Origin of the sequence: Mesobacillus boroniphilus (genome assembly GCF_018424685.1) — a bacterium.
GTDB classification, from domain to species: Bacteria; Bacillota; Bacilli; order Bacillales; family Cytobacillaceae; genus Mesobacillus; species Mesobacillus boroniphilus_A.
Map to the genome: position 1 here is coordinate 1,404,059 of NZ_QTKX01000001.1, position 12,730 is coordinate 1,416,788.

The window sequence follows — 12,730 nt, forward strand, 5'->3', positions numbered from 1 at the left end:
AATTTTACACCTTTTATAAAATAATTCAATAATCTAGATAAAAAAAGCAAAAGTGATTTTTCGACAAATTTCTATTCCAACATTGCTCGTGCGCATTTATAATAGTGAAGGTGTTAAAAGGTTGCTTTTCTTGCACAAAGCGACTTCTTTCTTCAATTCTGTTTTGACTTATCAGGTTCAGAATCAGGAAGGTTAAAACAATTTGGTAAGAAACTAATTAAAAGATTACGAGGTTAAAAAAGATGGCTGATTTTTTTTGGTTAATGTATTTAGGGTTTATGGGCACGACGGCAATTTGGTTTTTGATCAAGGGTAAATATAAAAACAATGTCACCAGGCTGGATTTTGTCATTTCAATCATCACTTGGTTTGGTTTATTTGGATATGTGACTGAAACAGAAATGCTAACCCCTCTAGTATGGAAAATCGTCTTCGTCTTCGGTCTTCTTTGGGATGTGATATTTACAATATTCTTTGCGGAACGTTATGCAGGGGATTTTGGCCTGGAAGAAGAGGAAGAACCAATGCCGCTTGCAGCTAAACTGAGTGGATTGATATTTGTACTGCCCCTTTATTATGGGATATTCCAGTATGCTTTTTAAAACGGCTTAGGCCGTTTTTTTGTTGCTTTTCTTAAGTTATACCAAAATAATAGTATCGTTTTTTAATATAATAATAGCCGATTGGGAGGCTGGGACAGCATGTATTAGCGCTATTTCACCACCTAATTAGCAGCAGGTACTATTAGCGATCTCTAGTGTATTTTCCAGGAGGACACTTCAGGTTTTGTTTGGATTTGCTGAAAAATAAAAAAGAGGATAAAACCTTTGTTAGTTCTATCCTCCTATTGATTATGGATTTGTAGACCACATTCCAGCTGTTTTGATGAAAACACGGCGGTTCAATTTTAGCTGCGCTACCATTAACTCAGCAAGATCTTCTGGCTGCATGACTTTTTCCGGATTGCCATCTGTTAAGTTCGACTCAATGGCAAGGTCAGTAGCTACTGTACTTGGTGTAAGTGCGCTGACCCGAATGTTATACTTTCGAACTTCAAGCATTAACGATTCAGTCAACCCGAGCACTCCGAATTTTGATGCGCTATATGCACTTGTTACCGGCGCTCCCTTTTGCCCAGCTGTGGAAGCAACATTGATGATGTCACCTGTTTTTCGCTCTATCATTCCTGGCAAGACAGCACGAGTCACATTATATGTGCCCATCAAATTGACCTGGATAATTTTTTCCCATTCTTGTGGCTCCAAATCAAGAAAGCCGCCAAATTTAGCGATTCCTGCATTGTTAATCAGGATATCTATAGGACCGAGTTCTTCTGTTACATGCTCGACAGCATGCTGTACAGATTCCATATCAGATACATCCGCTACAGCTCCTGAAACATTTACCCCATATTCCTCAAGTTCAGTTGTAACCTTCTCCAGATTGGCAAGTGTTAGCCCAATCATGCCAATATTAACGCCTTCTTTCGCCAGAGCAATTGCAGCAGCCCGGCCGATACCTCTGCCAGCACCCGTTATCAGCGCTGTTTTCCCTTTTAAAGATTGCATAAGATGACTCCTTTCAATTATGTAGTCAAGGGTTAATTATAGAAAACTTTATGATTGAAAACAAATCATGCGACTCTTTAAATAAGACGGCAGACGATTTGGCGCACAAAAAACCAGCAGTAAAAGATTACTGCTGGCCATTACATTATATTGGCAACAATGCCACATTTTTTTTATTATTCAGCTGATCCACCATCTTATTCCACTTCTCTGGTTTCTGTTCGAGAACGGAATAATAAGTGGTTAGGAAATCAGTAATTAACGCTGCAGGTAGTTCATGCGTATTCTCATCAGTCGGCATAAAGCATAAATCAAGTCCCTCTACTGATTCTCCGTCATTTTCCCATGATGGATGTACGTATTCCATATCCAGACGCTTATACCCAAGGTGAGATAATACTTCGCGCCTTACAAACGGGTCCATCGTTTTTACATTGCCAAAATCATGATCTATCTTACGGTACGGATCATAAATTTCTGCGAACATCCCAAACAATTCTACCCCTTGTTCACCAGCGAGTTTCTGCAGGTCTTCCATTCTTTTATTTGCAAGGAATCTCCCAAGACTTAGTCCAGGTTTTCCGACAATGGTAAAGTCAGTCATCGCTATATTCCAGTCAGGATAATAGCGGTATTCGGTCACTCCGACCACTTCATTCTCATGTACAGCAACAAAAACCCTAATGCCTGGATCTTCGAGTGGTCCTTTCCATAAATCAAACTCCAATACTTCCTCCGGAGGGAAAACTTCCTTCATTAAATTATGGAGCTTTGCAAAGAGTGGATCATCAATACTGTTAACGCGGATGTATTCCATGTAGAGTGCTCCTTATCGTTTTAAATTTTTTCTGCTTGTTCCCAGTCTGGATAAAGGTCCGTCCGGCGGTCACGCCATGTAGTGACAGAACCTCGTTCGCGTACTTCGTACAATAGCTCCAAATCAAGGTCTGCTGTGACAATCATATCATTATTAAGCTCACCTTCAACTTGAAGTCCTTTAGGAGGAAATGGTATATCATTCGGCGTTATGACTGCCGCCTGACCAAAGTTAGCTCGCATGAAATCAACAGTCGGCAGTGCTCCTACTGTTCCTGTCAAAACCACATAAATCTGGTTTTCTATAGCTCGTGCATGACTTGTGTATCGTACACGGTGGAAACCGTGACGGTCATCTGTACAAGATGGAACGAAAATAACATCTGCACCTTTTGCTTTAGCCATCCTTACGATTTCAGGAAACTCAATATCATAGCAAGTCAGTAGAGCTATTCGTCCCTTTTTTGTATCAAATACCCTGAAATCTTCCCCAGCACTCATATTCCATTCATTTACCTCAGTAGGTGTGATATGAAGTTTTGCCTGCTCGACAATCCTTCCATCAGGGTAAAACATGTGCGCGACATTATAGAGCTTGCCTTCCCGAGCAACGACATGTGTTCCGCCAATGATGTGCATACCTGTTTTCAATGCGAAATTCTGGAAAAGGTTTCGATATTGTTCGGTAAAACCGGGGAGCTCATTGATGGTCAGCCTCGTACCCTGCTCACTGCCGATTGATAATAATTGAGTAGTAAAGAACTCAGGAAATAAAACGAACTCTGAACCATACTCCTGTGCTGTTTTTACATAATGCTCACATTGCTGAGCAAACTCTTCGAACGACCTGATCGTGTGAAGATGGTATTGGACTGCGGAAACTCTCATTTTCATCCATCATTCCCCCTGTATCAATAAACATTTTTCATCTTGAATTCAAATTTTCGGAAATACGAAAATCATTATATAGCATTTTGCTTTTTATGAATATATTTTTATGTAAACTTAGGCAAGAATTTTAGAAATACCTAACTTGAGTCATGGTTTTTTTACATTAAAAAATTTGTTCCTTTTCCCAGTAAATTAGAATACAATCTAATTAGATTAAATTCTAATTAGATAACCGTAATGGAGGGTACTATGTTCAAAACATTCACCTTTGAAAAATCCTACCGCAAACTATTCCTCGCTGGGATCATCAATGGAATTGGTGACCGGTTCAGCCAGGTTGCACTGCTGGCTTTAATACTGCAAATGACTGGTTCTGGCCTGTCAGTCGGAATTACAATGGCTCTCAGGATGATTCCATTTTTATTCTTTAGCACTTTGAGTAGCTCCATTGCAAGGAAGTTCGGAAGAAAAAGAATTATGATCTTTACGGACTTATCAAGAGCGGTTATAGCCTTGTCTTTTCTTACCGTCAACTCTCCGGCTGAAATGTGGATTGTTTATGCCGCATCCTTCCTGCTGGCCTCAGGAGAAGCTATCTACTCACCGATTAGGAAGTCCAGCATCCCAGCCATAGTTTCCTCAAAATCACTAAAAGAAATTAACGGTTGGGAACAGGTTTTAATGGGATTTGTTTTAGTTATAGGAGCGTTAAGTGGTGGGATTGTCTCATACTTTCTAGGGGCAAAAGCAGCATTTCTACTTAATATAGTCTCCTTTCTTGTCGCAGGCTGGATTTTATCGACCTTGCCTTCACTTGATGGCAAGAATGAAAATGAATTAATCAGTAAACCAAATCATGAAAAGTACAGTGAATTACTGCCTGTTATTGCGGCTTCATCCTTCCTGTTTATGTTGATGATGTTTGAGCTTATCATCCCGTTGATTAATGGGATTGAGAATGTTTTATTAAGCGTGTATGCCGTAGAAACGTTTGAAAAAGCTGACTTGGGAGTGGGCATCTTTTACAGTGTTCTTGGTCTGGGCTTAATTATCAGTCCATTATTAACGAAGATGATAAAAAAGAGGTTTTTATTATTTTCGTTCATATGCATCATAGGCGAAGGGTTGTTTTTAACGACGATAAGCCAGACCAAAGCTTTCTGGTTGGCCGCTGTTCTATTTGGCATGACTGCAGTATTCAGCGGGATCGGCAACACACTTCTTGACACGATAGCAATGGAGACAATTCCTTCAAAATGGCATGGAATGTACTTTGGCCTTACAAGCATGTTATCGAATACTTTCATCGGTGTCTCAATGTTCTTTACCGGCATAGCCCTGGAATGGCTTAATCCAAGATTGGTGGGCATGTTTGGCGGAATCATGTATATAGCTGCCGGAACCTTTTTCTTACTATGGTCCCTAAAATATAGTGTTGATCAAGAAAAAGCTAAATTAATGAAAAAAGCAGTGTAAAAAAGCAACCAACTCCATCGTCCCGGACGGTGGAGTTGGCTGTTTCAACGAAACCCATTTTATTTAAGAGAATTCAATCCATAATACTCCATTAAAGATACGATATTAAATTGCTAGCAGTTGATATCATATTGTTATCGAAAGCTAGCAAAAATGGTCAGATACTGTCGAAACACCTTCTATAAAGCTGTTTATGTGCTTCCCGACCTGTCGGATTGTCGATTTTCCTGATTCCGGATCTGAAAGGCTATCAATCAAAACAACAATAAATGCCTGCTTCTTCCCATAGGTTATAATACCGCAATCGTGTTCGACACCGGGAAGTTCCCCGGTCTTATTCCCGATTTTTAATAGAGTATCATCCATATAAACTGGAAGCTTTTCTTTAAATTGTTGTTGGTTGAGAAACGAATGAAACGTCTCTCTGGAGTGTTTATTTATTAACCTGCCAGCAACAGCTTCTTTCAGGCATAATGCGATATCAGCTGCGGATGTAAAGTTATCACTGCTGGATTGAATGGCTTGGAAATCCAACATTTTTCGCTGCAATATAGAGTTCTTCATTCCAATCCTGGACATAGTCGAATTAATTGAATTTACCCCTATTAAATCAATCAATAGATTAGTAGCCGAATTATCCGACACAATGATCATAAGTGACAACAAATCCTCGACTGGCAGCTGCTTGACTTTCATAGCCTGAAGAACTCCCGTGTCACCAATTTTGTCACTTTCTCGAATGGTCACGAGACTGTCTTTTTGCAGCTTACCTGCTTCAATCTGTCTCAAAGCCTCGAATAATATCGGAAGTTTTATCAAACTAGCAGACTGGTAAACTACATTGCTGTTAAATTCTATAGTTAATCCTTCAATTTCCAAAAACAAACTCGCCCGGCCTTTGCAGCTAGCGAGTTCTTTTGATAGTTTATCTCTTAATTCTTCAATGTTCATGGGTTTTCTATTCCTTATCTGATATTGACAAGCATTTCATTTTTATTTTTTTCATCTAAATGTTCGTCATATAAATGACAGGCAACATAATGGTCTTTATCAATTTCCTGCCACACTGGTTTCTTCTGGGCGCATATGTCCATGGCGTGCTGGCATCTGGTTCTGAATACACAGCCGCTCGGCGGATCCATTGGACTTGGCAGTTCTCCCTGCAGGATGATACGCTCCCGCTTATCTTCCACATCAGGATCTGGTATTGGTATAGCAGATAGCAAGGCCTGAGTATATGGATGCAGCGGTTTATTGTAAAGCTGGTTACTTGCTGTGAGCTCGACGATATGACCAAGATACATAACACCAATACGGTTGCTGATTTGCTTAACCATTGAAAGGTCGTGAGCAATGAACAGATAAGTTAATCCCTTTTCTTCTTGTAGTTGCTTCAGCAGGTTTACGACTTGTGCCTGGACTGATACATCAAGTGCGGAAATAGGCTCATCTGCAATGATAAAATCAGGATCAAGTGCAAGTGCCCTTGCAATTCCAATTCTCTGTCGCTGCCCACCGCTAAATTCATGGGGATAACGGTTAGCATGATCACGATTCAATCCTACATCTTCCAAGAGCTGATAAATTCGTTCCAAGCGTTCTTTTTGGTTTGGAAACAGTCCATGGACTTCCATCGGTTCAGATATGATTTCCTTTACCGTAGAACGCGGATTTAATGAAGCATATGGATCCTGGAAAATCATCTGCATCTGCTTATGGAACTGGAATTTCTCTTTTTCCGAAAGCGAATGCACGTCTTTGCCGTTGAAAACAACTTCTCCATCTGTCCGGTCATAAAGTCCAATCATTGTTCTTCCGGCAGTGGATTTGCCGCATCCAGATTCCCCAACAAGGCCAAAGGTCTCGCCTTTATAAATATCGAATGAAATGCCATCAACTGCTTTAAGGATTTCATTTTTACCCATAGTGAAATGCTTCTTTAAATCTCTTACACTTAATAAAACTTCATTTTCCATAATTATTCCTCCGTATCAATCCAGTAGCGTCTCGCTGCACAGAGTTCTTTTTCGTAAACTGTTCCTTTTAGAGAAATGATCTCGATATTCTTACCAGTGTTTGGTGAGTGGAGAAGTTTGCCGTCTCCATAATAGATGCCGACGTGATGAATGCTGCCCTTTCCTTCCTCATAGGCGAAGAAAAGAAAATCACCTGGCTGAATGTCGGATAAATCGACTTCTTCACCAGCGGCGGCCTGTTCATGGGCATCCCTAGGTATGATGTAACCATTGGCGAGACACATGTTATAGCTAAAACCGGAGCAATCATACCCGTAGCTGCTCATGCCGCCCCAGAGATAGGGTAATCCAAGGAATTGTTCTCCAGCAGCGACGATTGCTGCCCCATTCCTTTTAGGGATTTCTTTTTCTGAAGGAAAGACCGAAACATCTTCTGCCCTTAGGATACCTATTCCTGTCGGGGTCTTAACGCGAATCCGGTCGACGATATCCTCCACCACAGGCAAAATCGTTTGGTAGCTTAGTTCCATGAGCTTTTCATTTTTTTCTGAATAAAGCAAAGCTTTTTTACTAGTAATAACCGCAACAGGCCCTTGCTTGATATACCAATCTGATTGCTGTATCAGCTGGTCTTTGGGAATCCAGCCAGGATATCCCCGTCCGTCTTTTCCGGAAGGCTGTTCAGGGACAACCACATGTGCCCATTCATCCACTTCATCAATAATTAAAACCTCGTGTCCAAATAAGACCTGTGATTGAACCAAATTATCATCGCACAATTGGAGTCGTGGCTCATATGTAAGTTCTTCAAGCCATTTTTCGATATTCAGGGTACCGGAAATTGCGTTCATGTCGATTTCCCTCGCTGAATCATGGGAAGTCCACAAAGTCGCCACAGGGACATTGACGAGCCAAATATTATTGCTTTCCATTGTAATCTCCTCCTTCTGAAAGAACCTGTTCTATACCAAGACCTGGCTGGTCCGGAAGTGTAATTTTTCTACCATTATACTTTATTCCGCCTGAAACAGCTTCTTTTGCAAGCATTAATGGCGCATCAAAATCAAAACGTGTGATGTTTTTCTTGCTTGCAGCAAAGTGGGCAGCAGCTGTTATCCCCAGCCTAGTTTCAATCATGCTGCCAACCATGCATTCAATCCCAGCAGTTTCAGCCATTTGGTTAATCATTTGTGCTTGATAAATTCCGCCAGACTTCATTAATTTAATATTAATTAGGTCTGCGCTTCTCCTGCTGATCACCTCAAATGCCTGTTTAGGTGAAAATACACTTTCATCAGCCATTATTAATGTATCTACTGAATCAGTTACCTGCTTTAAACCATCCAGGTCTTCTGCTTTAACTGGCTGTTCAACCAGCTCGATATCAAGTCCAAGGTCCTCCATTTTTCGGATCGCCCTGACTGCATCCTTCGGTTTCCATCCCTGGTTCGCATCAAGCCGAATTTTAATATCTTTTCCAATCTTGCGGCGGATTTCCTGAATCCTCGCAATGTCAGTTGCGATATCACCAATTCCTACCTTAACCTTAAGTACATTGAATCCATTGCTTACATAATTAATAGCATCTTCGCCCATCTCATCAGGACTGTTGACACTTACGGTAAAATCAGTTTCTATTTCGTTTCTGTAGCCTCCAAGGAATTGATAGAGCGGAAGGCTGCAATTTTGCGAGATACAGTCATATAGTGCCATATCAACGGCTGCCTTTGCGCTAGTATTGTTAACAAGGATCGTTCTTAAACCCTGGAATATAGCTTCATAGTTCAATAGATTCTTTTTTAATAAGAACGGTCCGATCACGTCATTTATTGCACCCTCAATACTTACGAGACTGTCCCCTGTAATAACCAATGTAGGCGGTGCTTCTCCCCAGCCTGCAATCCCGTTATCACAGGTGATTTTCACAAAAATTGCTTCAGCTACAGTGACTGTACGGAGTGCGGTTTTAAATGGCTTTTTCAAAGGGACAGCATTTCGGAATGTCTCGATTTTTTCAATAATCATCACTCTATCTCCTTTGGTTCTATTTGATCCCGCTCTCGACAAAAAGCGTTTTTTCTTCGGTATTCATGCGGGCAACCGCCCCGAGTGGTACTCCAATGTGCGGGGAGCAATGCCCCATTTTGAACCCTCTGAGTGCCGGCCTGCCTGCAAGTTTAATGTAATGGTCAATTACTTCTTCCAGGGTTAAAGACAGCTCTCTATCTGGCACGCAGTTATTAAAGTCTCCAATAATGATCCCCGCTGATTCCTGCAGCTTGCCAGCCATATACAGCTGATTCAGCATCCGGTCTACAGCCCGTGGTTCTTCATTAATGTCTTCAATAAGCAGAATCTTACCTTCTGTATCAATTTCAAATGCTGTGCCCATAGTGCTTGAAAGAAGCGAGAGGTTTCCGCCAACCAATGAACCTTCGGCCGATCCGTGAACCAGTTCTTCTATCTGTGAAATGGTTGAACTATAATTCAAGTCTGTCGAGGCAAACAATTGTTGGAATGTATCCTTGGAAATTTGATTGGCCTCTTCTTTGCCAATATCTGAAGCAAGCATTGGACCATGGAAAGTTACCAGTCCTGTCTCTTGCCTGATTGCAGTGTGCAGGAATGTAATATCACTGTATCCCCAGAATATTTTAGGATTATTTTTGATTACTTCATAATCTATAGCTGCTGCAATACGAGCAGTGCCATATCCGCCGCCAGCACAAATTATTCCTTTTACTTCCTCATCAATGAACATTTCATGCAGATCGGCTAATCTATCCTCATCATTGCCGGCTAGATAACCATATTCAGCATACAATGATTTCCCTAATTTATAATTGAGGCCTAAATCTTCGACGAATTTTAAGCCTCGCTTAAGGTTTTCTTTATTAGGAGGACTCGCTGGTGCTATGACTGCCACGGTATCCCCTTTTTTTAGACGATCGGCCTTCATTGTCATTTCAATCGACTCCCTAATATTATCATTTTTTGAAGTAGACATAATTATTTTATTGCCTACTTCATGGACGCAACGGATAAAGTCAAAAACCCTGCTCTGTCCGAAATTTAGTTACTGGATAATTTTGGGTAAAAACAGACGCACTGCTTTGCCCTAAATTCAGTTCCCTGACCATTTTGAGTAAAAGCAGATGCACTACTTTGCCCCAAAATCAGTCCTCCGGATCTTTTAGGTAAAAGCAACCGCTCTGCTTTGCCCCAAAATATAATCTTATGTTATAAATAAAATATTATTGAAGAGTATGTACTAGTAAAAAAAGAGGTGTTCCAAGATGAACACCTCTTTCTTAGAATGATTAATTCTTATCTGCCCATTTAAGTTCAAGGTATCCTACTGGGTGGCGTACAACACCGCTAACCGCTTCATTTTGAAGATAAACCTGGTTATAGTAGTGAACAGTGAATATTGGTGCTTCTTCAAACAAAATCTTCTCTGCCTGATACATTAAGTCAAAACGCTTTGCTTCGTCAGATTCATTCTTTGCTTGTTGAATCAACTCATCATACTTCGGATTGCCCCAGCCAGTACGGTTCATGGAGTGTCCAGTCTGGAAGTTTTCCAGGAAGTTGATTGGGTCAGCATAGTCAGCAAGGAATGAACTGCGTGAAAGCTGGTGCTTCAGTGCTTTCTGTTCTTCCGCGAAAACGTTCCATTCCATGTTCGCAAGCTTTACTTCTACGCCAAGGTTTTCTTTGAACATTTGCTGCAATGCTTCAGCGATTTTCTTATGGACATCACTAGTGCTGTACGTAAGGGTTACTTCTGGAAGTTCAGTGTAACCTTCTTCTGCCATTCCCTTCTTTAACAGTGCTTTTGCTTCTTCTACATCTGTTTTGTTGAAATCTCCGTTTACTTCACGGAAATCCTTGCCTGACGGATCCTGGAATCCCGGAGAAACAAATCCATAAGCAGCTTTTTCTTTGTTCTTTGTAACAAAGTCAACGATCTTTTGCTGGTCAACAGCAAGTGCGAATGCTTTACGGATATTCACGTTCTGAAACGGTTCTTTTGTTACATTGAAGCGGTAGAAATAATCTCCTGCCTGATCTTCAACCTGTACCTTTCCTTCTTCGAATAACTTATCACTTAATTCAGCAGGTACATCGGAAACATCCAAATCCCCAGCTTGATACATTTGATACTCAGTGTTTGTGTCATCCACGATTGCCCATTCGACACGATCAAGATTTACGTTTTCCGCGTCCCAATACTGATCGTTCTTTTTCATGACGAATTTTGTGTCATGCTCCCAGCTAGCAAGGTTAAATGGTCCATTTCCCACGAATGATTCAGCTTCAGAAAACCATTCCGGATTTTCCTTCGCAACATTTTCATTGATCGGGAAAAATGCCGGATTTGCAATGACACTTAAGAAATATGCCTGCGGGCTTGTTAAAGTAACTTCAAAAGTCTTGTCGTCAACCGCTTTTACTTTTACGTTGTCAGCAGAACCATCTCCGCTGTTAAATTCCTCTCCGCCTTCAATGAAGTACCCAAGGAAAGCAGCTGCTGAACCCGTTGCCGGATCTAATAGTCGCTTCCATGCAAATACGAAATCATTTGCTGTGACATCGTCACCATTGGACCATTTTGCCTCTTCACGGATGTGGAATGTGTATGTCTTACCATCTTCAGATACATCCCACTTTTCTGCAGTTGCCGCTTCTGGCTGATGGTCTTTTCCTAGACGTGTAAGACCTTCCATCAGATTGTTCAAAGCGTTCCATGATGCTGAGTCGAAACCGATTGGCGGGTCAAAGGATGTTGGTTCCTGTCCGTTGTTGAGGTAAAGAACCTTTTCCTCGCCTTTTTCACCATTGTCTTTTCCGTCTGTTTCTTTGCCTGTGTTGTCAGTTGCAGTACAAGCCGCCATTGTGAACACAAGCAATGTTGCCATTAGCATGGTTAATAATTTCTTCACTCTGTTTCCCCCTTAAGTTGGTCTGATATATATATCAAAAAGGCAATAGCCTGATTGAACATTACCTGCTTGCGAGCAGTTTTTGTGCTCGCTCATCCTGAAGCCAGCAGTCAACACCGTGGCTATTGGAAAGCTTTGTTCCTGCTGGATAAACTTTGTCACAAACCTCCATTGCAAATGGGCAGCGGGCTGTAAACGGACACCCAACTGGTGGAGAGAATAAATCTGGCGGTGTCCCGCCAATCGGTATTAGCTCAGCACCGTCAACATCCAAACGTGGGACAGAGTTCAATAGCCCTTTCGTATACGGATGCTGTGGATTGTAAAAAATCTCTCTCCTTGTACCTGTTTCGACGATTTTACCAGCATACATGACGGCGATTCGATCAGCGACTTGTGCAACAACCCCTAAATCATGAGTGATCAGGATGATCGAGACGCCTGTTTTTGTCTGAATATCACGGAACAATTCCAAAATCTGCGCCTGGATTGTCACGTCAAGCGCTGTTGTCGGCTCGTCTGCAATCAACACCTCCGGCTGGCAGACCAGCGCCATAGCTATGACTATCCTCTGTCTCATCCCGCCGCTGAATTGATGTGGGTATTGCTTCAGCCGGACTTGTGGGCTTGGAATTCCGACGAGGTCAAGCATTTCAATCGCCACTTTCTTTGCCTGTTCATTTGTAAGCTTCATATGCTGCAATATTCCCTCTGTCAGCTGGTCACCAATTGTCAGAGTTGGATTCAGCGCAGTCATCGGATCCTGGAAGATCATCGAAATATCTGACCCGCGAATCTTTCGCACCTCAGAATCCTTTAATTTTGTCAGGTCCTTGTTTTTAAAGAGAATTGAACCACCATCAAACTTTCCAGGCGGTTCCGGAATCAGTCTCATGATACTTTGAGAAGTTACGCTCTTGCCACAACCAGACTCGCCTACAATCGCGAGGGTTTCCCCTTTATGTAAATCAAAAGTTACTCCACGGACAGCTTTTACCTCGCCGCCGTATGTTTTGAATGAAACATGAAGGTCTTTTACTTCCAGTACTTTTTCCAT

The 12,730-nt window shown here is 41.5% G+C and carries 12 protein-coding genes; 2 read left to right on the top strand and 10 right to left on the bottom strand.

The genetic code is table 11. From position 1 onward, the window contains the following. Positions 1-242 precede the first annotated feature (242 nt). Positions 243-602: a hypothetical protein gene (locus DYI25_RS07110; RefSeq protein ID WP_249745273.1), complete on the top strand. Its 360-nt coding sequence runs from the start codon at positions 243-245 to the stop codon at positions 600-602. A 249-nt stretch (positions 603-851) separates the two neighbouring features. Here DYI25_RS07110 and DYI25_RS07115 read toward each other — a convergent pair whose 3' ends face one another. The 3 genes from DYI25_RS07115 to DYI25_RS07125 all read right to left on the bottom strand — a co-directional run bounded on the left by DYI25_RS07115 (position 852) and on the right by DYI25_RS07125 (position 3,278). After that, positions 852-1,568, bottom strand: a complete 717-nt coding sequence (locus DYI25_RS07115; RefSeq protein WP_213367710.1) for a 3-ketoacyl-ACP reductase — start codon at positions 1,566-1,568, stop codon at positions 852-854. 145 nt (positions 1,569-1,713) lie between these two features. After that, positions 1,714-2,385 (bottom strand): GNAT family N-acetyltransferase, encoded by a 672-nt coding sequence (locus tag DYI25_RS07120; RefSeq protein WP_213367711.1) that lies wholly within the window; start codon positions 2,383-2,385, stop codon positions 1,714-1,716. Between the two features lie 20 nt (positions 2,386-2,405). After that, positions 2,406-3,278, bottom strand: a complete 873-nt coding sequence (locus DYI25_RS07125; protein WP_213367712.1) for a carbon-nitrogen hydrolase family protein — start codon at positions 3,276-3,278, stop codon at positions 2,406-2,408. A gap of 246 nt (positions 3,279-3,524) precedes the next feature. On the opposite strand from DYI25_RS07125, the gene DYI25_RS07130 reads away from it, so the two are divergent. Beyond that, the gene (locus DYI25_RS07130) at positions 3,525-4,751 is read left to right on the top strand and encodes an MFS transporter (protein WP_213367713.1); all 1,227 of its coding nucleotides are present in this window, start codon (positions 3,525-3,527) and stop codon (positions 4,749-4,751) included. Between the two features lie 144 nt (positions 4,752-4,895). On the opposite strand, the gene DYI25_RS07135 is transcribed toward DYI25_RS07130, so the two are convergent. The 7 genes from DYI25_RS07135 to DYI25_RS07165 form a co-directional block, all read right to left on the bottom strand. Then, complete coding sequence (locus DYI25_RS07135) at positions 4,896-5,702, bottom strand: serine hydrolase (protein WP_213367714.1); 807 nt, start codon at positions 5,700-5,702, stop codon at positions 4,896-4,898. Between the two features lie 14 nt (positions 5,703-5,716). Continuing rightward, positions 5,717-6,727: an ABC transporter ATP-binding protein gene (locus tag DYI25_RS07140; protein ID WP_213367715.1), complete on the bottom strand. Its 1,011-nt coding sequence runs from the start codon at positions 6,725-6,727 to the stop codon at positions 5,717-5,719. Between the two features lie 2 nt (positions 6,728-6,729). Beyond that, complete coding sequence (locus DYI25_RS07145; RefSeq protein ID WP_213367716.1) at positions 6,730-7,659, bottom strand: C40 family peptidase; 930 nt, start codon at positions 7,657-7,659, stop codon at positions 6,730-6,732. Then, positions 7,646-8,752 carry a mandelate racemase/muconate lactonizing enzyme family protein gene (locus tag DYI25_RS07150; RefSeq protein ID WP_213367717.1) on the bottom strand — a complete coding sequence of 369 codons (1,107 nt, stop codon included), beginning with the start codon at positions 8,750-8,752 and terminating at the stop codon, positions 7,646-7,648. Before DYI25_RS07150 ends, DYI25_RS07145 begins: the two co-directional genes overlap by 14 nt. A 19-nt stretch (positions 8,753-8,771) precedes the next feature. Next, on the bottom strand, positions 8,772-9,692 hold the full coding sequence (locus tag DYI25_RS07155) for a S66 peptidase family protein (RefSeq protein WP_213367718.1): 921 nt from the start codon (positions 9,690-9,692) through the stop codon (positions 8,772-8,774). A 355-nt stretch (positions 9,693-10,047) separates the two neighbouring features. Further along, positions 10,048-11,673 carry a peptide ABC transporter substrate-binding protein gene (locus DYI25_RS07160; protein WP_342032484.1) on the bottom strand — a complete coding sequence of 542 codons (1,626 nt, stop codon included), beginning with the start codon at positions 11,671-11,673 and terminating at the stop codon, positions 10,048-10,050. Positions 11,674-11,734: 61 nt separating this feature from the next. Then, positions 11,735-12,730: an ABC transporter ATP-binding protein gene (locus DYI25_RS07165; protein ID WP_213367719.1), complete on the bottom strand. Its 996-nt coding sequence runs from the start codon at positions 12,728-12,730 to the stop codon at positions 11,735-11,737.